The following is a 25346-nucleotide window of genomic DNA, read 5'->3' as shown; positions in this document are numbered from 1 at the left end:
AGCGCGACCCTCAATCCCTCGCCCGCAACCCCCCGAACGCCAGATCGTCGCCCGCCGCGAGCGGCAGCGTCGCCCGCGCGACGTCGAGCCATGCCCGCGCCGCGTGCGACAGATAGCCTTTCTTCAGCCAGCCGAGCGCGATCGCCCACGTGATTTCCGGCTCGACGATCGGCCGGCACGTGAACTGGCCCGCGTCGAGCCGCCGGCAATACGGCTCGGGCAGCAGCGCGATACCGACGCCCGCATGCACGAGCGCGGCCATGAAATCCCAGTGGCCGCTGCGGCTCACGATCGACGGCGTGAAGCCGGCCTGCCGGCACGCATCGAGCACCGCATCGTGCAGCGCGAGGCTTTCCGCATAGAACACGAACGATTCGCGTGCGAGATCGGCGAGCGGCACGGCCGCGTGCTCCTCCCAGCGCGATTCGCGCGGCGCGACGAGCCACAGCGGCGCGCGCACCATCGGCAGCCGCTCGAACGTGCCGGGATCGACCGGCTCGAGCAGCCCGCCGAGTTCCAGCTCGCCCGACGTCAGCGCGGCTTCGATCATCCGCGCGCCTTGCTCGAACAGCTTCAGCTCGATGTTCGGATAGCGCTGCTTGTATGCGGCGATGATCGGCGTGAACAGCGAACCGCCGAGCGGCGGAATGCCGATGGTCAGCTCGCCGCGTCCGAGCGTGCCGAGATCGTTCAGCTCCGATTGCAGCTGCGCCTGCGCGGCGAGCACGTCCTGGCCGCGCTGGAACACGATCCGCCCGGCGTCGGTCAGCACCATCTGCCGGCCGTCGCGCAGCAGGAGCGGCGAACCGATCTCGTCTTCCAGCGCCTTCACCATCTTGCTGATGGTCGGCTGCGTGACGAACAGCTTGTCGGCCGCCGCGGTGAAGCTCTGCTGGCGAACCACCTCGACGAAGTACCGCAGCGCGCGCAATTCCATCGATCACTCCCCAGATTGGTGCGGCAACATCAAAACGAATTCCGAATTGGAATGATAAGGATAGAGACAAGTCATTTTATTTATGGTTAGGGGAAACCCTATACTGACGCCATCGACAGAAACATCCGTATGGAGCCCGTCATGAACAAGCCGACCGCCACTGCTGCCGCCCGCCCCGCCGCTTCGGGCAGCCTCGCGCACACGGGCCGGATCGTGCTGCAGGCCGCCGCGCTCGGCGTGCTGTGGATGGCGGTCGATTGGGCCGTGCGCAAGGTCGGGCTGCCGATTCCGTCCGGCGTGATCGGCCTCGCGGTGCTGCTCGTGCTGCTGTTCTCGGGCCGCGTCGCACCGGCGTGGGTGAAGGACGGCGCGAACTGGCTGCTGTCCGACATGCTGCTGTTCTTCGTGCCGGCCGCCGTCGCGGCGGTGCAGTACGGCGGGCTGTTCCGCGAGGACGGCTGGCGCATCGCGCTGGTGATGCTCGCCGGCACCGCGTTCGTGATGGTCGCGGTGGCCGTGGCGGTCGATCTCGCCGCGAAGCTCGAACGCCGGCTCGCCGCGCAGCGCGTATTCGCCGAGCGCCGCCGTACGCGCCTGAGCGCCGTCGCTCACTGAGCCGGAGCCGCCCATGCTCGCCGCGCTGTCGAACCTGCCCGCCGATCGCGTGAATACCGCGATCTCCGTCGGCTGCTTCGTGCTGACGGTCGTGCTGTATTTCGCGTCGAAGCGGCTCTATGCGTACAAGAAGACGCTGCTGTTCTCGCCGCTCGTGTTCGTGCCCGGCGTGCTGGTGCTGCTCGTGCTGCTGACCGGCATCCCGTATTCGGTCTATTTCCGCGACACGCGCTGGCTGATGTGGCTGCTCGGCCCGGCGACGATCGCGTTCGCGGTGCCGATCTACGAGTATCGCGAGCTGATCCGCCGCCACTGGCTGTCGCTGTCGGTCGGCGTCGCGGTCGGGATCGCCGCGGGCGTATGCGGGTCGCTGCTGCTCGCGAAGCTGCTGCACCTGTCGCCCGAGCTGCAGCGCTCGCTGATGACGCGCTCGGTGTCGACGCCGTTCGCGCTCGCCGTGTCGGACAAGATCCACGCGCCGAAGGATCTCACCGCCCTCTTCGTGATCGCGACCGGCATCTGCGGGATGCTGCTCGGCGAACTGGTACTGGCGCTCGTGCCGATGCGCACCCGGCTCGCGCGCGGCGCGCTGTTCGGCGCGGCCGCCCACGGCGTGGGCACCGCGAAGGCGCGCGAGATCGGCAGCGAGGAAGGCGTCGTGTCGAGCCTGACGATGATGATCGCGGGCGTCGCGATGGTGTTGATCGCGCCGCTGCTCACGCTGCTGCCGATCTGACGATGCACGGGCGGGCGCCGCCGCCCGCCTTGCCGTCGCGCCCGCTCGCTCCGTCCGGCGTGCCCGGTTCCCGCCCGCCGCACTCTACCCTCGCCCCGTTGCTCGTTTTCCCGCCGTTGCTGCCCGGCGTCGAGCCGACACCCGGCCGACCGTCGGGACAATCGGCTGAGATAGCCGCAATTCCCCCCTCTTTTCCGCCCATCGGCTTCGGCCCGGATGCCGAACAATGCATGCTACGAGACATCACGCACGCATTCACATGGCCACGACCGCAACCCCGACCGCCGACAAGCCGGCTTCGTCCGGCAAGATCAAGCGCATCGCGCTCATCGCCGTCATCGCGCTGGGCGCGGCTGCCGCCGCCGCCGGCGGCATGTACGTGTTCCTGAGCAAGGCAGGCGTCGGCCATGCGAGCGCGCCCGCCGAGCCGGCGCCGCTCGCCGCGCCGACGTTTTTCGCGCTCGACCCGCTGACCGTGAACCTGCAGTCCGACGACGGCGCGCAGCACTACCTGCGCGTCGGCCTGTCGCTGAAGCTCACCGACCCGAAGGCGCAGGAACAACTGACCGCGCGGATGCCGGAAATCCGCAGCCGGATCCTGCTCGCACTGTCGAACAAGCATCCCGAGGAACTCGCGACGCCGGACGGCAAACGTTCGCTCGCGAACGAGCTGCGGGATCTGATCGAGCAGCCGACGCAGCCGGGCAACCAGCGCGCGAAGGTCGACGACGTCCTGTTCACCGAGTTCGTCGTCCAGTAACGCGGCCGCGAAAGGAGCGCGTATGGGTCACCAGGAGTTCATGTCCCAGGAGGAGGTCGATGCCCTCCTCAAGGGCGTCACGGGCGAAACCGATGCGGTCGACGAGCAGCGCGACACGTCGGGCGTCCGCCCCTACAACATCGCGACGCAGGAGCGCATCGTCCGCGGCCGGATGCCCGGCCTCGAGATCATCAACGACCGTTTCGCGCGCCTGTTGCGGATCGGCATCTTCAACTTCATGCGGCGCACGGCGGAAATCTCCGTCAGCCAGGTGAAGGTGCAGAAGTACAGCGAATTCACCCGCAACCTGCCGATTCCGACGAACCTGAACCTGGTGCACGTGAAGCCGCTGCGCGGCACGTCGCTGTTCGTGTTCGACCCGAACCTCGTGTTCTTCGTCGTCGACAACCTGTTCGGCGGCGACGGGCGCTTCCACACGCGCGTCGAGGGCCGCGATTTCACGGCCACCGAGCAGCGGATCATCGGCAAGCTGCTGAACCTCGTGTTCGAGCACTACACGACCGCATGGAAAAGCGTGCGGCCGCTGCAGTTCGAATTCGTGCGCTCGGAAATGCACACGCAGTTCGCGAACGTCGCGACGCCGAACGAGATCGTGATCGTCACGCAGTTCTCGATCGAATTCGGGCCGACGGGCGGCACGCTGCACATCTGCATGCCGTACTCGATGATCGAGCCGATCCGCGACGTGCTCAGTTCGCCGATCCAGGGCGAGGCGCTCGAAGTCGACCGCCGCTGGGTGCGCGTGCTGTCGCAGCAGGTGCAGGCCGCCGAGGTCGAGCTGACCGCCAATCTGGCCGAGATCCCGTCGACGTTCGAGAAGATCCTGAATCTGCGCGCGGGCGACGTGCTGCCGCTGGAGATCGAGGACACGATCACCGCGAAGGTCGACGGCGTGCCGGTGATGGAATGCGGCTACGGAATTTTCAATGGTCAATATGCGTTGCGCGTGCAGAAGATGATCGGCGCGAGCGATTCGATGAAGGAAGGTGGATATGAGTGAGCTGAACCAGACGCCCGACGACGACATGCAGGCGATGGCCGATGCGGCCCTCGCGGCGTCGGCCGCCGACGCGCAGGCGCCGGCCGCGGCCGACGAGGATCCGGGCATGGACGACTGGGCGGCCGCGCTTGCCGAGCAGAACCAGCAGCCGGTGCAGGCGGGGGCCACGGGCGCCGGCGTGTTCCAGCCGCTGTCGAAGGCCGCGGCGAACTCGACGCACAACGACATCGAGATGATCCTCGACATCCCGGTCAAGATGACCGTGGAGCTCGGCCGCACGAAGATCGCGATCCGCAACCTGCTGCAGCTCGCGCAGGGCTCGGTCGTCGAGCTCGACGGCATGGCCGGCGAGCCGATGGACGTGCTCGTGAACGGCTGCCTGATCGCGCAGGGCGAGGTCGTGGTCGTCAACGACAAGTTCGGCATCCGCCTGACCGACATCATCACACCGGCCGAACGCATCCGGAAGCTGAATCGATGAACGTCGCGATGCCCGGCCAGCGCGCATGCGGCGCGATTGCGGCGCCGGCGCTGGCCGCCGTCGCGGCGCTCGCGTGCGCGCCGGCCGGCGCCGCCGACATGAACGCGGTGAACCACGCCGGTTCGATCGCGTCGAGCGTGACGGTCGGTTCGGCCGCGCCGTCGCTCGGCATCGGCGCGGTGCTGCAGACGCTCGTCGGGCTCGCGGTCGTGATCGGCCTCGTGTTCGCGTGCGCATGGCTAGCCCGCCGCTTCGGCTTCCAGCCCGCACGGCGCGGCGGCCCGCTGAAGGTCGTGTCGAGCGTCGGGCTCGGCGCGAAGGAAAGCGCGACGATCGTCGAGATCGGCGACACCTGGCTCGTGCTCGGCGTCGCGCCGGGCAACGTGCGCCTGCTGCATACGCTGCCGGCCGGTTCGACGGCGGCCGCCGCGACCGCGGGTTCGGCCCCGGCCGACGCGGCCGCGGGCGGCGATGCGTCCGACGCCGGCCTGCCCGGCACGTTCGGCTCGCGGTTTCGCGACGCGCTCGCGGGCGAAGCCGCGAAACGCCTCGGTCGCGGCAAGGACCGCTGACATGGCGCCGCGCCCTCTTTCCGACCTCGCATTCCGATGAAACACGCATTCCTGCGGCGCGCGGCGCGCGTCGCGCCCGTGCTGATCCTCTGTCTCGCGCCCGCGCTTGCCTGCGCGCAGGCGAACGGCCTGCCCGCGTTCAACGCGAGCCCGGGCCCGCACGGCGGCACCACCTATTCGCTGAGCGTGCAGACGATGCTGCTGCTCACGATGCTGTCGTTCCTGCCGGCGATGCTGCTGATGATGACGAGCTTCACGCGCATCATCATCGTGCTGTCGCTGCTGCGCCAGGCGCTCGGCACCGCGACCACGCCGCCGAACCAGGTGCTCGTCGGCCTCGCGATGTTCCTCACCTTCTTCGTGATGTCGCCGGTGCTCGACCGGGCGTACAACGACGGCTACAAGCCGTTCTCCGACGGCTCGATGCCGATGGAGCAGGCTGTGCAGCGCGGCGTCGCGCCGTTCAAGACCTTCATGCTGAAGCAGACCCGCGAGACCGATCTCGCGCTGTTCGCGAAGATCTCGAAGGCCGCGCCGATGCAGGGCCCCGAGGACGTGCCGCTGTCGCTGCTGGTGCCCGCGTTCGTCACGAGCGAGCTGAAGACCGGCTTCCAGATCGGCTTCACGGTGTTCATCCCGTTCCTGATCATCGACATGGTCGTCGCGAGCGTGCTGATGTCGATGGGGATGATGATGGTGTCGCCGTCCACCGTGTCGCTGCCGTTCAAGCTGATGCTGTTCGTGCTGGTCGACGGCTGGCAACTGCTGATCGGCTCGCTCGCGCAGAGCTTCAGTTAAGCGGAGGAACACGCGCGATGACACCCGAACAAGTGATGACGCTCGCGCACCAGGCGATGATGGTCGGCCTGCTGCTCGCGGCCCCGCTGCTACTGGTCGCGCTCGCGGTCGGCCTCGTCGTGAGCCTGTTCCAGGCCGCGACGCAGATCAACGAAGCGACGCTGTCGTTCATCCCGAAGCTGCTCGCGGTCGCCGCGACACTCGTGATCGCCGGCCCGTGGATGCTGACGACGATGCTCGACTACCTGCGGCAGACGCTGCTGCACGTCGCGACGCTCGGCGCCGGCTGAGCCGCGCACAGCGCCGGCGGCGATGTTCTCGGTTACCTACGCGCAGCTCAACGGCTGGCTCACCGCGTTCCTGTGGCCGTTCGTGCGGATGCTCGCGCTCGTCGCGACGGCGCCCGTCGTCGGCCACGCGGCGGTGCCGGTGCGCGCGAAGATCGGCCTGGCCGCGTTCATGGCGCTGGTCGTCGCGCCGACGCTCGGCGCGATGCCGGACGTCACCGTGTTCTCCGCGCCGGGCATCTGGATCCTCGTCACGCAATTCCTGATCGGCGTCGCGATGGGCTTCACGATGCAGCTCGTGTTCGCGGCCGTCGAGGCGGCCGGCGACTTCATCGGGCTGTCGATGGGCCTCGGCTTCGCGACCTTCTTCGATCCGCACACGAGCGGCGCGACACCGGCGATGGGCCGCTTCCTGAATGCGATCGCGATGCTCGCGTTCCTCGCGGTGGACGGCCACCTGCAGGTGTTCGCGGCGCTCGCCGCGTCGTTCCAGTCGCTGCCGGTGTCGGGCGACCTGCTGCACGCGCCGGGCTGGCGCACGCTCGCCGCGTTCGGCGCGACCGTGGTCGAGATGGGGCTGCTGCTCGCACTGCCGGTGGTCGCGGCGCTGCTGATCGCGAACCTCGCGCTCGGCATCCTGAACCGCGCGGCGCCGCAGATCGGCGTGTTCCAGGTCGGCTTTCCGGTGACGATGCTCGTCGGGCTGTTGCTCGTGCAACTGATGGTGCCCAACCTCGTGCCGTTCGTGTCGCACCTGTTCGACATGGGGCTCGATGCGATGGGGCGCGTGCTGATCGGCTGGCGCTGACGGGCTGCGCGGACTTCAGTCGCCGGGAGACGACTCGGCCGGAATGGTGGCGGCGCACCCAATGGGATAGCGGCAAGCGGCAAGCGCCAGAACCGGCCGGCTACCGAACACGCCGGCGCTTTGCGCCGACCGTGCCCTTTTTTCCTTCTTGCCGGATGGCCGCCGGACGCCTGCGCAACGGCCGTCGGCCGGCCGGGCGGCAACCGGCCCGAACCCGCCCGCGGCCCGTCCGGCGGGCGATCGCGGCCGATGGGCGCACGCTCGACCCATATCGGCGCTTGACCTGCGCCGACCGACTCGCTAGCGTTTCGGGTTTGCCCGGGCGGCCATTGCCGCCGGTGCCGTGAGCGCGCCCGACGTCCTGGCGCGCGCGGCCGGGCTCCGATGGAAAAGACGATGCAGAAACTCGATGCGGCCAGCCCGCAGGCGATGTCGACGGATTTCACCGCGGACAACGTCGCGCGCCTGAAGGCGCTGTTCCCCGAACTCGTGACCGAAGGCCCGGACGGCGCGTCGGTCGACGTCGACGTGCTGAAGGCGCTGGTCGGCGAACGCACGGTCGGCGACGCCGACGAGCGCTACGGCTTCCACTGGCACGGCAAGCGCAGCGCGCGCCAGGCCGCGCTCACGCCGTCGACGGGCACGCTGCGCCCCTGCCCCGACGACAGCGTCGCATGGGACGACACGCGCCATCTCGTGATCGAGGGCGACAACCTCGACGTGATGAAGCTGCTGCACAAGAGCTACGCGGGCAAGGTGAAGCTCGTCTACATCGACCCGCCGTACAACACCGGCAGCGATTTCGTCTATCCGGACGACTTCAGCGACAGCATCCGCCACTACCTGGCGATGACCGGCCAGACCGAAGCCGGCGTGAAGCGCAGCACCAATACCGAGGCGAACGGCCGGTTCCACACCGACTGGCTGAACATGATGTATCCGCGCCTGAAGCTCGCGCACGCGCTGCTGTCCGACGAAGGGCTGATCGCCGTGCACATCGACGAGCACGAAGTGCATGCGCTGGTGCTGATGCTGCGCGAGATCTTCGGCGAGGAAAACGAGCTCGGCGTGGCCGTGTGGGACAAGCGCAACCCGAAGGGCGACGCGCGCGGCGTCGCGTACCAGCACGAATCGCTGGTGCTGTTCGCACGCAACGCCGAGACGCTGCTCGAACGGGCGCCGCTCAAGCGCCCGAAGCGCAACGCGCAGCGCATGCTCGACGCCGCGCACGACGCTGTGTACCGAAGCGGCAACCCGAAGGACGCGCAGAAGGCGTACCGCGCGTGGCTGAAGGCGCAGACCAACCTGTCCGGCGGCGAGGTGATGTACGACCGGCTGTCGGCGGAAGGCCGCGTGTACCGCCTCGTGTCGATGGCGTGGCCGAACAAGAAGAAGGCGCCGGACGAATATTTCACGCCGCTGATCCACCCGGTCACCGGCAAGCCCTGCGCGATGCCGGCGCGCGGCTGGCGCAACCCGCCCGCGACGATGCAGGCATTGCTCGAGCGCGGCCAGATCGAATTCGGCCCGGATGAAACCACGCAGCCGCAGCGGATCTACTACCTCGACGAGAACATGTACGAGAACGTGCCGTCGGTGCTGCCTTTCGCGGGCTCCGACGACGCGCTGCTGAAGTCGCTCGGCATCCCGTTCGACCTGCCGAAGCCGGTCGACTTCGCGGCGGCCGTGATCGGCTGGTGCACGCGCGGCGACGACATCGTGCTCGACTGTTTCGCCGGCTCGGGCTCGACCGGCCACGCGGTGATGCAGGTGAATGCGACCGACGGCGGCGCGCGCCGCTACATCCTCGTGCAACTGCCCGAGGCGCTCGACCGCCGCGACAAGACGCAAGCCGCGGCCGCCGATTTCTGCGCGAAGCTGAAGAAGCCGCTCACGCTCGCGGAAATCACGAAGGAACGCCTGCGCCGCGCCGCGCAGCAGGTCGCGCGCGACTATCCGGAAAGCTATGGCGACCTCGGCTTTCGCGTGTATCGGCTCGACACGACCAACGTGATCGAGTGGGACCCGCGCCGCGACGACTTCGACCATGCGCTGTTCGCGTCCGTCGAACACGTGAAGACCGGCCGCACCGAGGACGACCTGCTCGCCGAGCTGACGCTGAAGCTCGGCCTCGACCTGTGCACGCCGGTCGAGCATCACCCGGTGGCCGGCAAGACGGTGCACCTGATCGGCCGCGCGATCGTCGCGTGCTTCGACGCGCGCATCTCGCGCGACGACGCAGGCCCGCTCGCCGACGGCATCGTCGACCTGCTCGATGCGACCGGCGCGTCGCGCGACGTCACGTGCCTGTTCCGCGACAGCGGCTTCGTCGACGACGTCGCGAAGCTCAATCTCGCCGCGCTGCTCGAACAGCACGGCGTGAAGCGCGTGCGGAGCCTGTGATGCGGCTGCATTTCGAGGCGGATCTCGACTACCAGCGCGAGGCGATCGACGCCGTCTGCGACCTGTTTCGCGGGCAGGAATCGTATCGCGGCGACTTCAGCGTGCTCGCGAACGCCGCGCCCGGCACGACGGCCGCAGCTCAAGGCTCGCTCGGCTTCGCCGTATCGGAGCAAGGCGTCGGCAACCGGCTGTCGCTGACCGACGACGCACTCGCGCGCAATCTCGCCGACGTGCAGTTGCGCGGCGGACTGCCGCCGTCCGGCCTGCCCGGCTCGCGCGACTTCACCGTCGAGATGGAGACGGGCACCGGCAAGACCTACGTGTACCTGCGCACGATCTTCGAGCTGAACCGCCGCTACGGCTTCACGAAATTCGTGATCGTCGTGCCGTCGATCGCGATCAAGGAAGGCGTGCACAAGACTTTGTCGATCACCGAGGAGCACTTCCGCGCGCTGTACGCGGGCGTGCCGTACGACTACTTCCTGTACGACTCCGCGAAGCTCGGCCAGGTGCGCCACTTCGCGGCGAGCGCGGCGATCCAGATCATGGTGATGACGGTCGCCGCGATCAACAAGAAAGAGATCAACAACCTCTACAAGGACAGCGAGAAGACCGGCGGCGAGAAACCGATCGACCTGATCCGCGCGACGCGGCCGATCGTGATCGTCGACGAACCGCAAAGCGTCGACGGCGGCCTCGAGGGGCGCGGTCGCGAAGCGCTCGCCGCGATGGCGCCGCTCTGCACGCTGCGCTATTCGGCCACGCACGTCGACCGCCACCACATGGTGTACCGGCTCGACGCGGTCGACGCGTACGAGCGCAAGCTCGTCAAGCAGATCGAGATCGCGTCGGCGATCGTCGAGGATGCGCACAACAAGCCGTACGTGCGGCTCGTCGGCGTGTCGAACCGGCGCGGCGCGATCAGCGCGCGCCTCGAGCTCGACGTCGCGACGGCCGCGGGCGTGAAACGCCAGATCGTGTCGGCCACCGACGGCGACGATCTCGAGCGCCTGACCAGGCGCGCGCTGTACGCGGGGTTGCGGATCGGCGAAGTGCATGCGGTCAAGGGCGCCGAGTACGTCGAACTGCGTCATCCGGAAGGCGAGGCGTTCCTGTCGCTCGGCGAGGCGTTCGGCGACATCGACACGCTTGCCGTGCAGCGCGAGATGATCCGCCGCACGATCCGCGAGCATCTCGACAAGGAGCTGCGCCTCGCCGAGCGCGGCGTGAAGGTGCTGTCGCTGTTCTTCGTCGATTCGGTCGAGCGCTATCGCCGCTACGACGAAAACGGGATGCCCGTGAAGGGCGACTACGCGCTGATCTTCGAAGAGGAATATGCGCGCGCGGCGCGCGTGCCGGCTTACCGTGCGCTGTTCGACGGCGTCGACGTGGCCGTCGAAGTCGAGCGTGCGCACAACGGCTACTTCTCGATCGACCGCAAGGGCGGCTGGACCGACACGAGCGAGAGCAGCGCGGCGGCCCGCGAGAACGCGGAGCGCGCGTACGGCCTCATCATGCGCGAGAAGGAAGCGCTGCTGTCGTTCGACACGCCGCTGAAGTTCATCTTCTCGCACTCGGCGCTCAAGGAAGGCTGGGACAACCCGAACGTGTTCCAGATCTGCACGCTGCGCGACATCCAGACCGAGCGCGAACGCCGCCAGACGCTCGGCCGCGGGCTGCGCCTCGCCGTCGACCAGGACGGCGAGCGCGTGCGCGACCCGGGCGTGAACACGCTCACCGTGATCGCGACCGAGCGCTACGAGTCGTTCGCGGAGAACCTGCAAAAGGAAATCGAGGCCGATACCGGCATTCGTTTCGGGATCGTCGAGGAGCACCAGTTCGCGGCGCTGCCGGTGCAGGAAGACGGCGGCCCCGCGCATGCGCTCGGCGTCGAGCTGTCGCGCGTGCTGTGGAACCATCTGCACGAACAGGGCTACGTCGACGCGCAGGGCAAGGTGCTCGACCGGCTGAAGGATGCGCTGCGCCAGAGCGCGCTCGTGCTGCCGGACGCGTTCGAGCGACTGCGTGCGCCGATCGTCGCGACGCTGCGCAAGCTGTCGGGCCGCTTCGCGGTGCGCAACGCCGACGAGCGCCGCGCGATCGCGTTGCGGCGCGATGCGTCGGGCAAGGCCGTCGTGTTCGGCGAGGATTTCCGCGCGCTGTGGGATCGCATCCGCCATCGCACCGTGTACCGCGTCGAGTTCGACAACGCGAAGCTGGTGCGCGACTGCACGGCCGCGTTGCGCGCCGCGCCGGACATCGCCCGGGCGCGGCTGCAGTGGCGCAAGGCCGAGATCGACATCGGCAAGGCCGGCATCGAGGCGATCGAGGTGGCCGGCGCCGGCACGGTGCTGCTCGACGAAGGCGAGTTGCCGCTGCCCGACCTGCTCACCGAGTTGCAGGACCGGACGCAGCTCACGCGCCGTTCGCTCGCGACGATCCTCGCCGACAGCGGCCGGCTCGACGATTTCCGCGTGAATCCGCAGCAGTTCATTGCGGTGGCGGCCGACGCGATCAATCGCTGCAAGCGGCTCGCGCTCGTCGCGGGCATCGCGTACCGCAAGCTCGGCGAGCGCCACGTGCATGCGCTCGAATCGTTCGAGAGCGAAGCGCTGACCGGTTACCTGCGCAATCTGCGGCTGGACGCGCGCAAGTCGATCCACGAAGCGGTCGTATGCGAGACGGACGCCGAGCGCGCGTTCGCCGATGCGCTCGAAGCGCACGACGGCGTGAAGCTCTACGCGAAGCTGCCGGCGTGGTTCCGCGTGCAGACGCCGCTCGGCAGCTACCATCCGGACTGGGCCGTGCTCGCGGAACAGGACGGCGGCGAGCGGCTGTACTTCGTCGTCGATACGCCGAATGCCGACGGCCACGTGCCGAGCGAGCACGAGCGCGCGAAGCTCGCGTGCGGCGAAGCGCATTTCCGTGCGCTGACCGATGGCGACGGCGCGGCGCGCTTCGTGCGCGTCGGGCAGCCGGATGCGCTGTTCGAACCTGCGGCGCCGCCGGCGGGCGCGGGGCGGTGACACGAAGGGCGGCGACGAGCCGCCCTTTTTATCGGCATGGCCCGGCCGTTATCGATCGTGCCGGGTACCCGCGCATCGCCCCCTCCGTCATCCGCATGAAAGCATTCGCATTACTCGTGTGCGGGCGACGCCGTTACGGCTGGTTGCAAATCGGGTCGACATGATGTTTTCGCTCGCCCGACACGTTACGTTTTCGCCATGAAAGAAGGGCGCCGAAGCGCCCTTCCCGTGCATTCGCAGGCTGCGCTTACAGCGTACGGCCGAATGCGTTGCGATGCGAATGATGCGTGGACGTCGACGCATGCGCGGTATGGCCATGCGCGTGCGAGTGACCGCGGCCCGGTTGCGTGCCGGCGCGATCGGCGATCGTGTCGGAACGGTCGGCCGCGCGCGACAGGCCCTTGTCCCGGTCGCCGGCGTGCATGCCGTTCGAGTTGCTCAGCGCCTGGCCGCTCATGTGGCCGCCCGACATGCCGCCTGCGTTGCCGCCCGAGCCACCTGCGCCATGACCGCCGCCATTGCCCCCGCCGTTGCCGCCGGCCGCCGCATGGGCAGACACCGAGCCGAGCGCGAGCAGCGCGGCCGCCAGGACGGACAGATATCGTTGCTGTTTCATTTGATGCTCCCATTGAGCGCGTTTGCGTGACTGCATTTTATGAATGCGAGATATTCGCGCAGCACGACGTTGTAAATGATCGTAACGACGCGTGCGGCACGCATTCGTCGGATCAATTGCGGGCACGCATGAACGCGGGGGCGAAGCACCTGGGCGATGCCGCGACGTCGCCCAGGTGACGAGGTGCTTACTGCGGCGGCTGCATGCCCTGCGCGGCGGCCTTGTGTTGCGCGGCCTGCTCTTGCGCGTGCTGCTTTGCCATGTGATGGCCGACGATACAGCCGCCCACGGCGCCGACCACCGCGTGGTGCCCCGCATAGTGACCGGCCACACCGCCGACCACCGCACCCTTCATGCAGCCCGCCGCGTGCGCGCTGCCGATCGTTGCGAGCGCAACGACATCGGCGGCGGCACGTAGTCCGATGTATCGAACGGGCATCGTGTTTTCACTCTCCTCTCGAATGATCGATCGAGCCGCTTAGTCCCAGCGGCCGCCACGCCAGCCGCCGCGCTCGCGCCACTCGTGCTCGCGCCATTCACGGCGGCGCCACTCGTGTTCGCGCCATTCGCGCTGACGCCAGCCGTCGCCGCGCCAACCGTCGTCGCGATAGCCGACCGGCGCGTACATCACGGGCGGAGGCGGCGCCACGTAGACGGGCGCCGGCGCCGCATAGACGCCCGGCACGCCGATGCCGACCGACAGGTCGACGTGGGCCGATGCGACGCCCGAGGCTGCCAGCGCCGCTACACCGAGAACTGCACCGAGAATAAGTTTCTTGCTCATTTCGCGACTCCCTGCACGTGTCGTGCGTCGTGTGACTACGGTTCGGAGTCTAGGCACCGGACGCCGACACAGGTGAAACGGGTCTGCGAGAGCAGTAACGGAGGTTTACGGGTGCCCGCAAAGCCTGATGGAGCATGGGAGAGGCGGCATGCCGGACATCGTTGCGGCGATGCATCGGGTCGGTAAAAAGGGAATTTTCGGTACGAAACCGGCGATCGGATCGAACACGCCGGGGCACGGGGAGCGAACCGCCGTGGCCTTGCGGCGCGAGCGGTTCGCGGCAGCGCGCATTACGCGCGGATATCGTCGACACTGCGCAACCAGTGCACGCTGAACAGCTTGTCCGCGTCGGTCCACACGGTATCGGGTTCGAACCCGGCGCGGCGCGCGATCGCATGGAAGCCGTCAATCGTGAACTTGTGCGAGTTCTCCGTGTGGATGCGCTCGCCGGCTTCGAAGCTGAACGCGTGGCCGCGCACGTGTACGGTCTGCGCGACGTCGCTGACGAGATGCATCTCGATGCGTTGCCGCTCGCGGTCGTAGAACGCGCAGTGCGAGAACGCATCGACGTCGAAATCCGCGCCGAGTTCGGCGTTCGCGCGCGCCAGCAGGTTCAGGTTGAACTGCGCGGTCACGCCCTGCGCGTCGTTGTACGCGTCGTGCAGCGTGCGCTCGTCCTTCACGAGATCCGCGCCGACCAGCAGGCCGCCGCCGCGCAGCAGCCGCGCCGCATCGCGCAGGAACGTGTCGGCCTCTTCCGGCGAGAAGTTGCCGATCGTCGACCCGGGAAAGAAGCCGATGCGCCGCCGCGGCGTTTCGGTCAGCTCGGCCAGTTGCTCGGCCTTCGTGTAGTCGGCCGCGAGCGGCGCGACGTCGAGCCACGGATACGCGGCGCGCAGGCGTGTGGCCGCGCCGTGCAGATGGTCGGCCGAGATGTCGATCGGCACGTAGCGCGCCGGCGCGTTCGCGTAGTTGTTCGCGAACGCGTCGAGCAGGATGCGAATCTTCTCGAGCGAGCCCGCGCCGAATTCGACGATGTCCGCATGCGGGCCGACACGCTGCGCGATCTCGGCCGCGCGCTCGCGCAGGATGCCGAGCTCGGTGCGCGTCGGGTAGTACTCCGGCAGTTCGCAAATGCGGTCGAACAGCGCGGAGCCGGCCGCATCGTAGAAGTATTTCGGCGAAATGCTGCGCGGCGTGCGCGACAGTCCGTCGATCAGGTCGCGCTCGAACGCGCTCGGCCGCGCATCGCGGGCGGGTTGCAGGCCACCGCTCGTGGCCGTCAGGTCAGACGTCTCGCGCAAGTCGCACTCCCGTGAATTGCCAGCGTGCCGCCGGCGGAAAGAAATTGCGGTACGTCGGCCGTTCGTGCCCGGGCGGCGTCGCGATGCTGCTGCCGCGCAGAACCTGCTGGCCGACCATGAACTTGCCGTTGTATTCGGCCGCCACACCCGCGAGCGGCCGAAAGCCCGGATACGGCTCGTAGGACGAACGCGTCCACTGCCATACATGCCCGAGCATCTGCCGGATGCCGTCGGCCGCGAACGCGGTTTCCCATTCGAATTCGGTCGGCAGCCGCGCGCCGGCCCATTCCGCATACGCGGCCGCCTCGTAGAAGCTCACGTGACACACCGGCGCGTCGGGCGCGAGCGGTTCGACGCCGTGCAGGCCGAAGGTGCGCCGCACGCGCGTGGCGGCCGCGTCGTCGTCGTCCGGCATCCAGTACGCGGGCCCTTGCCACCCTTCCCGCTGCACCGTGGCCCAGCCGTCGGACAGCCAGAATTCGGGGCGCGTATAGCCGCCGTCCGCGACGAACGCCGCGAATTCCGCGTTCGTCACGAGGCGATTCGCGATCTCGTACGGCCGCACGAGCGCCGTATGACGCGGCCGCTCGTTGTCGAACGAGAACGCATCGCCGTCGTGGCCGATCTCGACGAGCCCGCCCGGTTGACGCAGCCAGCGCAACGGGCCGGCGTCGCCCGCGGCCAGCACGCGTTGCGCATCGGCGCCGGTGCGCGGCCGGAACGCCGGCCGCAACGGGTTGCACGAGAACGCATGCAGCATGTCGGTAACGATCAGTTCCTGATGCTGCTGCTCGTGATGCAGGCCGAGCACCAGCTCGGGCGCGATCGCCTCGAGCTGCGCCGCGTCGGCGTCGGCCAGCGCGCGCAGCATCGCGTCGTCGACGTATTGCCGGTACGCATGCACGTCGTCCAGCGACGGACGCGTGAGCAGCCCGCGCTGCGGTCGCGGATGGCGCGGGCCGAGCGCTTCGTAATAGGAATTGAAGAGAAACTGGAATGCGTCGTCGAACGGCGCGTAGCCGGGCACGCGGCGCATCAGCACGACGGTTTCGAAGAACCAGGTCGTATGCGCGAGGTGCCATTTCGTCGGGCTCGCGTCGGGCATCGACTGCACGGCCTGGTCTTCGGCGGACAGCGTCGCGGTCAGCGCGACGCTATGGGCGCGCACGTCCTGGTAACGGCGCTGAAGCTGTGATGCAAGGAGGCTCATCGGTTTACCGTCCACGTCGCGATTCGCTGCGTTGCGTTGCCGGAAAAGGGAAAGCCTTGCGCTGGCATGCGCGCGGCTGACGTGCAACCTGCTGCTGCGTCGTCGGGCAGCCGGCGCGCGCGCCGGGCCGCGGATGCGGCGTCACTTCGTCTGCCCGTGCAGAACAGTATGGTCCAGAAATGTGAACGTCGCGAATCGGATTTCCGATGAAACGAAGCAGAAAGAAAAATGAAAGCATTTTCGATGAGGGCGTCGCACGCGTGACGAACCGTCGGCGGCCGTCGCGGCCGGGTTCGAGCCGACGGACGCAATGCACGTGCCCGCGACTGCACACTGCTGACGTCCGGTGACAACCGCACGGCATGCATGAAAGGTCGATGGCGCGCGTTCGTCGGCGGAACGGCGCGATGCGCACCATTCGTCCGTCGATATCGCGTCCTGTGGCGCCCTGCTCGACGGCTCCGCCCTTCGCTTGCCGCTGCCCGCTTCGACGGTTCCGAAAATTTTTTTGCATCGATGTCACACCTGCGGGGGGTTCGCTCGTCATATCGACGGAACCCACACGAAAGGAGAAGCCACCATGACTGCGAAACTCAATCCGTTTGCCGCCGCCCCCGCGCTGATGAAGCACTGGATGACCGTGTCGGTCGCCGCCGCCGGCAGCCTCGAGCCGACGCTGATCGAGTTGGTCAAGATCCGCGCGTCGCAGATCAACGCGTGCGCGAACTGCATTAACATGCACACCGCCGAGGCCCGCGAACAAGGCGAGACCGAGCAGCGCATCTACCTGCTGTCCGCGTGGCGCGAAGCGCCCTGCTACACCGACCGCGAACGCGCGGCGCTCGGCTGGACCGACGCGCTCACGCGGCTGTCGGAGGGCCACGCTGCGCACGAAGCGGCCTATGCGGCGCTGAACGACCATTTCAGCGAGGAGGAACAGGTGAAACTCACGGTGATGATCAACGTGATCAACGGCTGGAACCGGCTCGCCGTCGGCTTCGGGCTGTGGGTCGACCCGGCCGACGCGAAGGCCGCCGCCGCGAAGATGGTGGCCTGATGCCGAACCTCGACCCGGCCAACGGCGGCGCCGACGAACGGGCCGACGCGGCGGCGAGCTTCGATCCGCTGCGCCGCACGCTGATCCGCGTCGCGTACCGGATGCTCGGTTCCGTTGCGGATGCCGAGGACATGGTGCAGGAGGCGTTCATTCGCTGGATGGACGTCGATCGCACCGACGTACGCGTGCCGGAGGCGTTCCTGCGCCGCATGGTGATGCGCATGTGCCTCGATCAGTTGAAGTCCGCGCGGCACCAGCGCGAAACCTATATCGGCCCGTGGCTGCCCGAGCCGATCGTCGAGGAAGATCAACAGGACGACGTCACGCTGCCGCTGCTGCTCGCGCTCGAACGGCTCTCGCCGCTCGAACGCGCGGCGTTCCTGCTGCACGACGTGTTCGGCCTCGAATTCGACGAAGTCGCCACGACGATCCAGCGCGACCCGGCCGCGTGCCGACAGCTCGCCGCACGGGCACGCACGCACGTGCGCGAGGCGCGGCCGCGTTTTCATGTCGACAAGCAGCGCGGGATCGAACTGGCCGAAGCATTCTTCGCGGCGTCACGCAGCGGCGACATGCGCGCACTCGGCGCGATGCTCGCCGAGGACGTGAGCCTGCATTCGGACGGTGGCGGCAAGCGTACCGCGGCCGGCAAGCCGGTGTTCGGCTTCGAACTCGTGATGCGGGTGCATGCGTACCTCGCCGAGCTGTTCGCGACGCAAGCGTCGAAGCTCATCCGGGCCGGGTTCATCAACGGGCTGCCGGGTTTCGTCACGCTGGAAGCCGATGGCGAGCTGCAGACGACTGCGCTCGAGATCGACGACGGGAAGATCGTCGCGATCTATGTCGTGCGCAATCCTGACAAATTGAAGCATCTGCATTGAGGATGGTGGCGCGAGCATGCGCCGTGTGTCATGCGCATGCATGCCCGGCGCCGCCCCGCTTCTTTCCGCCCTGCGTTCCGCTCGCCGGCTACCGCGATCAGTACATCCCGCCTCCGGCGTTGCCGACCATGTACAGCAGTACGCCGAGCAGCGGCGTCGCGACGGCGAAACCGGCCGCCGCCAGCCAGTTCGTGCCGCCTTGCGCGTCGAGCAGCGCGAGAAACGATTCGCGGGACGTCGCGTGCGGGCGCAGGTTTTCGATCCTGCGTGCGATGTGCGTCTTGTAGAGGCCGTTCCCGTACCAGCCGAGCGACACCGCGATCGCGATCGTGGCCGGGTCGAGCATGCTCGATTCGAAGTATCCCGGGAAGTACAGCAACTCGATCAGCGTGATGCCCAGCGTGCCGGCGAGCACGGCGGTCGCCTGCCAGTACATGCATCGATACGCCATCCAGACCGGGCCGAGGAAGCACGCGGCCCAGTTCCACGACTGCCGGCTCTTGCGCGATTCGGCGATCGCCCACTTTCGTTCGTACCAGTCGGCCTTCTTGCCGACGTAAGCGGCGATTTCGTCGTGGCTTGCGCGCGGTGCGGCGGTCGTGACCTCGGACATGTCGTGTGCTCTCAGCCGCGCGAAGCGCGCGTCGTTGTTTTGATGCGGTGGAAACCGGGCGACGGGCGAAGCTGCCACGTCGATGTGCAGACGATTCTACGCGCCGTGCAGCGGCCGTTGTGTGGCAGGTCGGGATGTCGAACGGAGGATGCGATGCCGCGGTTCGCACGACATGACGCATCGGGGCGTCACGCATCGTTTCGGACCGGAAAAGAAAAACGCCACGCGAAGTTGTCGCGTGGCGTTCGTATGTTTGGCGAGCCGTGTTGCCTGTAGGCAAGTCGTGCTGCCGGACCCCTTCGTTTTGTTCGTTGGTAGGCTCGATTGGATTCGAACCAACGACCCCCACCATGTCAAGGTGGTGCTCTAACCAACTGAGCTACGAGCCTAAGAAGCCGCGAATTATAGAGAGGGTTTTAGGGGAGCACAAGCCCCTTCGTGAAAATTTTTTGAAACGCTCGCACGGCGGGCTGACGATCGATGTTGCGCGGCTGGCGATGCCGGCAGCGTTGGCTTCATCCGTTCGCCTCACAGCAAAACGCTTCGATATGCGGCGGTGTTATCCACATTCCCCTTTGGATAACCGTTCGGCAAGCCTCTGGATTCACAGTGGAACGATTGAGGATATGTCGGCGCGGTTGTGAATCGACGAAAAGTTGTTCTGTGCTGCCGGGCGCTGTTCACGTCGCGCACCCAGGGTTATGCATTTCGTTTCGCGCCGAGAATTCAGTGCGTTACGGAGGTTATCCACTGTGACGCACAGGGTTTGTTAACTACCACTACGTATATATACGAATGCTGTTAACACCTTTGGATAAGCACAGTCCGTCGACTGTGATCCGCTCGGGATATGCACTGAGTGCAGCGGCTGGATGAACGAAGCGGAACGCTGTGAAGCGCATCGATCGATGCGTAAGCCTTCATGTCTGTAGAATCGCCGGCATCCAGGATGCAAAGCCCGACGGACAAGCTCACGGCACGTGACCGATTCTTCGTTGACCCGCCTCCACGCGCTCGATATCGACGCAGTCGTACACCGGATGCAGCGACATCCGGGCGACATCGTGTTCGAGCAACGCGTGTCGATACCGGAAGCCGAAGTCCTGTGTTGCCGCTACAAGGGCGAGCGATTCAACGTGAAGTTCGATCTCGACTACGGTGTTTCCGTCGAGCGTGTCGGGCAGCTTTCCGACGCAGATATCGCGGCGATCGTCGGATGGCTCGGGAAGGAGGCAGGGTGATCACGGCAGACGACACCGGGCGAAGCGATCGATACCACCACGCACCAGGTCGTGATCGCGACGATCACCGAGTATTTCTCGTCGCGACGGACGACGCATCGATGACGACGAGCGATAAGATGAAATCGAAGCAAGACCGCGGCGATACCAGTACTGCCCGCCACCGGAGCCGGTAATGGGACCGATCATGTGCCGTCGGCACGGACGCGATAACGGGATCGCGACATCGGCGGGCGTTGCCGTGTGCATTCGGCAGCGCGGACAGTTTTCGCCCGGCGAACTCGTGAGGGTTTCGCTCGACCGGCCGAAGTACAGCCGTGAAATGTGGATGCTGCGTGCCGAACTCGAAGAACACGAGGTCGATGCGACTTTCGTCGACAACGTTGCGCACGTGAAGGCGTTTCCGAAGATTGCGGCGCTGGAGCGTTTGCGTGCGCATCTGTGTTCGGCATGCCTGGACGAACTGCTCGTGCGCTCCGGCGAGGTGCCCTATAAACCGACGACGAAGGAACAGGCGTTCGACACGTCCGTCGTCGCGGCGAATGCGAATTGGCCGCGCGGCGTCGCGCGCTGCGAGTTGCACGGCTTGATCCGGCCGACGCGGACGTCACCGGATATCGAGGCCGCGATCTTGTCGATCGACGTGATCCGCGATTGTCCCGTCGTGCGGGTAACCGATGCCAGCGTGAAGCATGGCACCACGCATTGGTTCGACGAAACGTTCCTGCGCAAGGTGCTCGGGCCGGATATCGACATCGTTGAATCGACGTTCCGCATCGACGATCGGGCCATGTTCGTGCAGCTGTGGGACGCCGGTGAGCTCGTGTGCCCGGTATGCCTGCGGGAGGTGTTGGAACGTAGCGGCCTGTGCAACGACGACACGCCGACATGAGCGTAGCGGAGCCATCGTGACGGACACGATCGAACAGCACGACATGACGGACGACGCCACTCGGCGCAAGATTTTCTGGCTGCTTCAACGTGTGACGAGCTTGTCGCACTGGACGCGCAAGCGCGAGGGGTTCGCGCGATTTGCGAACGCGTATGGACATGCGGCGAATACGTGGCTCGATGACGATCCGGAGCCGATCCGGTACCTCATCGCGCCGGAAACCGGCGCGGTTCTCGGGATAGTCGGAACGAAGTGACCCGAAGCGCGAGCGGCAGTGTGTGGACAACCGGCGCACGATCCAGTTGAAACCCTGTGCATCCGACCGGTGAGCATTCCGGTTTCGATGGGCTCGTTGGCCCGAATGTCTTGCCCGACAAGGCTTTGCCGACAATGAAAGAGGGCAGCGAACAAATCGCGTGCGACTTCCGGAAGTCGAATGTCTTGTGGATATCGTTGGCTCGAAGCCACTCGAAACCCTGTGCATTCAACGGGTGAGCGCAGTCGAATCTGGCGAAGACGCTTGGTCAATCACCCGGGTTGTGGATATCGGCGCCCAAAACAACCCGAAACGCTGTGCATGCCAAAGGTGAGCGAACCCATCGAAGTCGGCATGCGGCACCGTCATGATCGATGTGGATGTCCTGTTCCGCGGTGACTCGAAACCCTGTGATTTTAAAGGCGAGGGCGCCGGCGCGGACTGGATGTGAATAACAGCCGATGAAAGTCAGTCGAAACGCTGTGCATTCGAGCGGTGAGCGTGAGCCGGTTCAAGCCCGCCGAGCCGCACCGGAAAAGGCGCCGGCAGCCACCACCGACCACCATCCGGGCGCGCATCGTATCACTTCAGGTCTGCTGATCGAGCGCCCGCACGACCGCTTTCTCCCCGACGCTTCCGGCCGGCCCAACCACCGCATAGTTGAGGCCGTTCACCGATCCATACCGCGCCAGCAGTGCGCCATCCACGCGTTGCCCGGCCGGCAGCAGCCGATGTTCCGATTCCGCCGGCCGGAGATAGAAGCTCAGCGTTTGCCCCGCATCATCCTGATAGAGCACCATCGCGGCCGTGGCCCCGCTGTCCGTCGTGAACAACCGTCCGCCGACCGGCGTGAACCCCGCCGCGCTCAAATCCGGCAGCTTCGCCGACGCACCGACGCGCCTGGTGAGCCACTCCTGCAAATCGCCCGCACCGGTCGGCCGGTAATCGACCTTCGCCGCCTGATCGACCACCATCATTCGGTAAGCCTTGACCGCATCGCTCATCGGCGCGATGGGCGGCGGCGCGTTCCAGCCGCGCGCCTGCCATCCGCCGAACGTCCCGAGCCCGACGCAAAACACGAACGAAGCCGCCATCGCGAACCGCATCCGCGTGCGCTCCGCCCGCCGGCCGCGAATCGCCGCCGGATCGAGCGCGGGATTGTCCGCCGGCATCCGCACGCTCTCCAGCGCGGCCCGCAACCGCTGCGCGTCCTGCTGCCATTGCTTCACCTGTTCCGCGCGCTCCGGATGCAGCGCGAGATAGCGTTCGACCGCGGCGCGCGCATCGTCGTCGAGCTGGCCGTCGACGTAGGCCTGAAGGTCGTGTTCGTTCGGAGGCGTGTTCATTTCTTCATCAACCGCAAGGAGGGAGCAGGCAGTTCGCCGTCGCTGAGCTGGCGCAGCGCCTGGCGCGCGCGAAAGAGCCGCGACATCACGGTGCCGATCGGCACGTCGAGCAGGTCGGCGACTTCCTGATAGGTGAAACCTTCGACCGCGACGAGCAGCAGCAGGCTGCGCTGTTCGTCGGAGAGCTGGCCGAACGCCTCGAGTGTCGCGCGCGCCGCGAATTCGCGTTCGGCGGACGGCCAGTGCGCTTCGTCGTCGTCGTGGATGCGGCCGAGCAGCCACGCGTAGCGCTTCGCGCTGCGTTTGCCGTCGAGAAACTGCCGATACAGGATCGTGAACAGCCAGCTGCGCAGCGACGCGTCGTCGCGACGGCTCGTCCAGCGCGACAGCGCGCGCTCGAGCGTCGACTGGACGAGATCGTCGGCCGCGTGGACGTCGCGCGCCAGCCACAGCGCGAAGCGCCGCAGCCGGGGGATGAGTTCGCGCAACGCGTCGTCGTCGAGGGCGGTGGAGGGCATGGCCGGGCCGGTTGCCGAAAGGGTCGTAGTGCCGCGTAGGACGCCGGTCGGCACCGATTATTCCCTCCAGCATACGAAAAAACTTTTCGTGGAATAAAGCGGCGCGGGCGGCGTCCTACGCGCGTTCGACAATGATCTGACGATCGGGAGTGCATTCATGAAGCAATCTTCGTCTTCTTCGCCGCAGCGCGAGCCCGGGCGCGGGTGGTGGCGCTGGGCCGTGATCGGCGGCGCGGTGGCCGGCGTGGCCGCGGCGTTCGGGTATGCCGGCGGGTGGCTCGCGCCGGCGCGCCTGACCCCGCACCGGCTCGTCGACGCACTGCAGACCAACAGCGGCGTCCACCCGGGCTTTCGGCGCAATCACGCGAAGGGCGTGTGCGTGACCGGCTACTTCGAAGGCAACGGCGCCGCGAGCGCGTATTCGGTCGCGCCGTTCTTCAAGGCGGTGCGCACGCCGGTGATCGGGCGCTTCGCGTTGCCGGGCGGCAACCCGTACGCGCCCGACAGCAGCGTGCCGATCCGCAGTCTTGCGCTGAAGCTCACCGCGCCGGACGGCGAGCAATGGCGGACCGGGATGAACGCGATGCCGGTGTTTCCGGTCGCGACGCCGCAGGCGTTCTACGAGCAGACGCTCGCGACCCGTCCCGATCCGAAGACGGGCAAGCCGGACCCGGCGAAGGTGAAGGCGTTTTTCGGCGCGCATCCGGAGGCGGCCGCTTTCCTGCAATGGGTGAAGGGTGCGAAACCGAGCGCGAGTTACGTCACCGAAAGCTATTACGGGCTGAACGCGTTCTACTTCGTCGACGCGGCCGGCAAGCGCCAGGCGGTGCGGTGGCGCGTCGTGCCGGAGCAGACGGCGGGTGCCGGCGACGTCGCGACGGCCGCCGATCCGAACGTGCTGCAACAGGACGTGACGCAGCGCATCGCGGCCGGTGCGCAGAAGTGGAAACTGCTGGTCACGCTGGCCGAGCCTGGCGACCCGGTGGACGACGCGACGAAGATCTGGCCCGCGCAGCGCACGACGATCGACGCCGGCACACTCGTGCTCGATCGCGTGGAGGCGCAGGACAGCGGCCCGTGCCGCGACGTGAATTACGACCCGACGGTGCTGCCGCAGGGGATCCAGGTGTCGGGCGATCCGTTGCTGGCGGCGCGCTCGGCCGCGTATGCGGATTCGTATCTGCGTCGCACGAGTGAAGAGGCCGGTGTGGCGGGTGTGGCGCGATTGAGTGGGGAGGGACGATGATGAAGGCTTCGACGACGTTTAGCTGGCCGGCGCGGGTGCTGCATTGGGTGATGGCCGCGATGATCCTCGCGATGCTGTTCATCGGGGTGGGGATGGTGGCGTCGGTTTCCGCGCGGCACGAGGTCCTGGTGGCGATTCACAAGCCGCTGGGTGTGGCGGTGCTGGTGCTGGTGTGTGTGCGGATCGTCGTGCGGATTCTGTCGAAGCCGCCCGCGTTGCCCGAGGATCTGCCGGGGTGGCAGAAGGTGGCCGCGCACGGGTCGCATCTCGTGCTGTATGCGCTGATGGTCGCGATGCCGCTGATCGGCTGGGCGATGCTGTCGGCGGGCGGATATCCGGTGACGCTGGGCGGCGGCGTGCAATTGCCGGCGCTGGTGTCGGCCGATCCGGTGACGTTCGCGTGGCTTCGGGTTGCGCATCGCGTGCTGGCCTATCTGTTCTTCTTGACGTTCCTCGCGCACTTCGCGGCTGCGCTGTATCACGGGCTGATTCGGCGCGACGGCGTGGTGAGGGCGATGGTGGGACGGTGAGCGACGCAGGTTGCGTTCGATGCGGCGGCGGTTCGCGGGCGAGCGCGGCTGCTGCTGCCGCGCTCGCTTATATATGACCAATCGAGAGGCTCGACGGCCGCGGGCACCGCATGTCAAAAATATTTCACGAAGGGGGTTGCGGAGACGGAGGCAGGTGCTTAGAATCTCGCCTCTTTCGCGCTAACGGAAACGCGGCGCGGGGGAAGAAGGGAAGCGGTGCTGTTGAAGTCGGTTCTAGCGACTCCAGCGCATACGAAATTAAACCGCAGTCGTCGCAACGAAGTAGTTAAAAAAGTTGTTGACGAGTTTCAAAAAACGGTTAATAATCTCACTTCTCTGCTGCTGAAAACGCAGCGCTGCTGAGGGGTTCAGGATCCCTCGCAGAATGCTCTTTAAAAATTAACAGCC

At 67.0% G+C, this 25346-nt stretch carries 27 protein-coding genes and 1 tRNA gene; 18 read left to right on the top strand and 10 right to left on the bottom strand.

The window, feature by feature from the left end; all coding sequences use genetic code 11:
- Positions 1-10 precede the first annotated feature (10 nt).
- Entirely contained in the window at positions 11-937 is a 927-nt protein-coding gene (locus WT24_RS06830; protein ID WP_059503101.1) for a LysR family transcriptional regulator, read from the bottom strand.
- Positions 938-1078: 141 nt separating this feature from the next.
- Between WT24_RS06830 and WT24_RS06825 the strand changes: the two genes are divergently transcribed.
- The 11 genes from WT24_RS06825 (at position 1079) to WT24_RS06775 (ending at position 12444) form a co-directional block, all read left to right on the top strand.
- Positions 1079-1552 (top strand): CidA/LrgA family protein, encoded by a 474-nt coding sequence (locus WT24_RS06825; RefSeq protein WP_059503374.1) that lies wholly within the window; start codon positions 1079-1081, stop codon positions 1550-1552.
- 13 nt (positions 1553-1565) lie between these two features.
- The gene (locus WT24_RS06820) at positions 1566-2288 is read left to right on the top strand and encodes an LrgB family protein (protein ID WP_059503099.1); all 723 of its coding nucleotides are present in this window, start codon (positions 1566-1568) and stop codon (positions 2286-2288) included.
- A 259-nt stretch (positions 2289-2547) separates the two neighbouring features.
- Positions 2548-3048 carry a flagellar basal body-associated protein FliL gene (fliL, locus tag WT24_RS06815; protein ID WP_095211793.1) on the top strand — a complete coding sequence of 167 codons (501 nt, stop codon included), beginning with the start codon at positions 2548-2550 and terminating at the stop codon, positions 3046-3048.
- A gap of 22 nt (positions 3049-3070) precedes the next feature.
- Entirely contained in the window at positions 3071-4069 is a 999-nt protein-coding gene (fliM, locus tag WT24_RS06810) for a flagellar motor switch protein FliM (protein ID WP_034209687.1), read from the top strand.
- Positions 4062-4550 (top strand): flagellar motor switch protein FliN, encoded by a 489-nt coding sequence (gene fliN / locus WT24_RS06805; RefSeq protein WP_034209688.1) that lies wholly within the window; start codon positions 4062-4064, stop codon positions 4548-4550. The genes fliM and fliN overlap by 8 nt, the downstream gene beginning before the upstream one ends.
- Positions 4547-5122, top strand: coding sequence for a flagellar biosynthetic protein FliO (fliO, locus tag WT24_RS06800; protein ID WP_059503094.1), 576 nt, complete (start codon positions 4547-4549; stop codon positions 5120-5122). Before fliN ends, fliO begins: the two co-directional genes overlap by 4 nt.
- Positions 5123-5158: 36 nt before the next feature.
- Positions 5159-5920 carry a flagellar type III secretion system pore protein FliP gene (fliP, locus tag WT24_RS06795; protein ID WP_059503093.1) on the top strand — a complete coding sequence of 254 codons (762 nt, stop codon included), beginning with the start codon at positions 5159-5161 and terminating at the stop codon, positions 5918-5920.
- A 17-nt stretch (positions 5921-5937) separates the two neighbouring features.
- Positions 5938-6210: a flagellar biosynthesis protein FliQ gene (gene fliQ / locus WT24_RS06790; RefSeq protein ID WP_006401718.1), complete on the top strand. Its 273-nt coding sequence runs from the start codon at positions 5938-5940 to the stop codon at positions 6208-6210.
- Positions 6211-6232: 22 nt separating this feature from the next.
- On the top strand, positions 6233-7015 hold the full coding sequence (fliR, locus tag WT24_RS06785) for a flagellar biosynthetic protein FliR (RefSeq protein WP_060032201.1): 783 nt from the start codon (positions 6233-6235) through the stop codon (positions 7013-7015).
- Positions 7016-7399: 384 nt separating this feature from the next.
- Positions 7400-9418 (top strand): site-specific DNA-methyltransferase, encoded by a 2019-nt coding sequence (locus WT24_RS06780; RefSeq protein WP_060032199.1) that lies wholly within the window; start codon positions 7400-7402, stop codon positions 9416-9418.
- Complete coding sequence (locus WT24_RS06775; protein ID WP_060032197.1) at positions 9418-12444, top strand: type III restriction-modification system endonuclease; 3027 nt, start codon at positions 9418-9420, stop codon at positions 12442-12444. Before WT24_RS06780 ends, WT24_RS06775 begins: the two co-directional genes overlap by 1 nt.
- A 247-nt stretch (positions 12445-12691) precedes the next feature.
- Here the strand turns inward: WT24_RS06775 and WT24_RS06770 are convergent, their stop codons facing one another.
- The 5 genes from WT24_RS06770 to egtB form a co-directional block, all read right to left on the bottom strand.
- Complete coding sequence (locus WT24_RS06770) at positions 12692-13060, bottom strand: hypothetical protein (protein WP_059503085.1); 369 nt, start codon at positions 13058-13060, stop codon at positions 12692-12694.
- Between the two features lie 187 nt (positions 13061-13247).
- The gene (locus tag WT24_RS06765) at positions 13248-13499 is read right to left on the bottom strand and encodes a hypothetical protein (protein ID WP_060032194.1); all 252 of its coding nucleotides are present in this window, start codon (positions 13497-13499) and stop codon (positions 13248-13250) included.
- 39 nt (positions 13500-13538) lie between these two features.
- A complete protein-coding gene (locus WT24_RS06760; protein ID WP_059503081.1) occupies positions 13539-13844 on the bottom strand; it encodes a hypothetical protein in 306 nt (101 codons plus the stop codon).
- A gap of 290 nt (positions 13845-14134) precedes the next feature.
- Positions 14135-15148, bottom strand: a complete 1014-nt coding sequence (gene egtD, locus WT24_RS06755) for an L-histidine N(alpha)-methyltransferase (protein WP_059790435.1) — start codon at positions 15146-15148, stop codon at positions 14135-14137.
- Positions 15132-16358, bottom strand: coding sequence for an ergothioneine biosynthesis protein EgtB (gene egtB, locus WT24_RS06750; protein ID WP_060032191.1), 1227 nt, complete (start codon positions 16356-16358; stop codon positions 15132-15134). The genes egtD and egtB overlap by 17 nt, the downstream gene beginning before the upstream one ends.
- Before the next feature lie 580 nt (positions 16359-16938).
- Here egtB and WT24_RS06745 point away from each other — a divergent pair.
- Together WT24_RS06745 and WT24_RS06740 are read left to right on the top strand one after the other, a co-directional pair.
- Positions 16939-17415: a carboxymuconolactone decarboxylase family protein gene (locus tag WT24_RS06745; RefSeq protein WP_059503076.1), complete on the top strand. Its 477-nt coding sequence runs from the start codon at positions 16939-16941 to the stop codon at positions 17413-17415.
- On the top strand, positions 17415-18296 hold the full coding sequence (locus WT24_RS06740; protein WP_060032232.1) for a sigma-70 family RNA polymerase sigma factor: 882 nt from the start codon (positions 17415-17417) through the stop codon (positions 18294-18296). Before WT24_RS06745 ends, WT24_RS06740 begins: the two co-directional genes overlap by 1 nt.
- Before the next feature lie 97 nt (positions 18297-18393).
- On the opposite strand, the gene WT24_RS06735 is transcribed toward WT24_RS06740, so the two are convergent.
- Together WT24_RS06735 and WT24_RS06730 are read right to left on the bottom strand one after the other, a co-directional pair.
- Entirely contained in the window at positions 18394-18909 is a 516-nt protein-coding gene (locus WT24_RS06735) for a DUF2628 domain-containing protein (protein ID WP_059790430.1), read from the bottom strand.
- A gap of 312 nt (positions 18910-19221) precedes the next feature.
- Positions 19222-19298 (bottom strand) — tRNA-Val (locus tag WT24_RS06730).
- Positions 19299-19904: 606 nt separating this feature from the next.
- Here WT24_RS06730 and WT24_RS06725 point away from each other — a divergent pair.
- From WT24_RS06725 to WT24_RS06715, 3 genes are all read left to right on the top strand, one after another.
- Positions 19905-20150 (top strand): hypothetical protein, encoded by a 246-nt coding sequence (locus tag WT24_RS06725; RefSeq protein WP_257127441.1) that lies wholly within the window; start codon positions 19905-19907, stop codon positions 20148-20150.
- 175 nt (positions 20151-20325) lie between these two features.
- Positions 20326-21042: a hypothetical protein gene (locus WT24_RS06720; RefSeq protein WP_156441761.1), complete on the top strand. Its 717-nt coding sequence runs from the start codon at positions 20326-20328 to the stop codon at positions 21040-21042.
- A 43-nt stretch (positions 21043-21085) separates the two neighbouring features.
- Positions 21086-21298, top strand: coding sequence for a hypothetical protein (locus WT24_RS06715; RefSeq protein ID WP_156440313.1), 213 nt, complete (start codon positions 21086-21088; stop codon positions 21296-21298).
- Between the two features lie 587 nt (positions 21299-21885).
- On the opposite strand, the gene WT24_RS06710 is transcribed toward WT24_RS06715, so the two are convergent.
- Entirely contained in the window at positions 21886-22644 is a 759-nt protein-coding gene (locus WT24_RS06710) for an anti-sigma factor (protein WP_060032183.1), read from the bottom strand.
- Positions 22641-23162: a sigma-70 family RNA polymerase sigma factor gene (locus WT24_RS06705; protein ID WP_060032180.1), complete on the bottom strand. Its 522-nt coding sequence runs from the start codon at positions 23160-23162 to the stop codon at positions 22641-22643. Before WT24_RS06705 ends, WT24_RS06710 begins: the two co-directional genes overlap by 4 nt.
- 157 nt (positions 23163-23319) lie before the next feature.
- Between WT24_RS06705 and WT24_RS06700 the strand changes: the two genes are divergently transcribed.
- Complete coding sequence (locus WT24_RS06700; RefSeq protein ID WP_060032176.1) at positions 23320-24408, top strand: catalase family peroxidase; 1089 nt, start codon at positions 23320-23322, stop codon at positions 24406-24408.
- Positions 24405-24938 (top strand): cytochrome b, encoded by a 534-nt coding sequence (locus WT24_RS06695; RefSeq protein ID WP_060032173.1) that lies wholly within the window; start codon positions 24405-24407, stop codon positions 24936-24938. Before WT24_RS06700 ends, WT24_RS06695 begins: the two co-directional genes overlap by 4 nt.
- Positions 24939-25346 lie beyond the last annotated feature (408 nt).

The sequence above is a fragment of the Burkholderia sp. MSMB1078WGS genome (assembly GCF_001528895.1).
Lineage (GTDB): Bacteria > Pseudomonadota > Gammaproteobacteria > Burkholderiales > Burkholderiaceae > Burkholderia.
The sequence above is the reverse complement of the archived record's forward strand: the minus strand, read 5'-3'. Positions and strand labels throughout refer to the sequence as shown.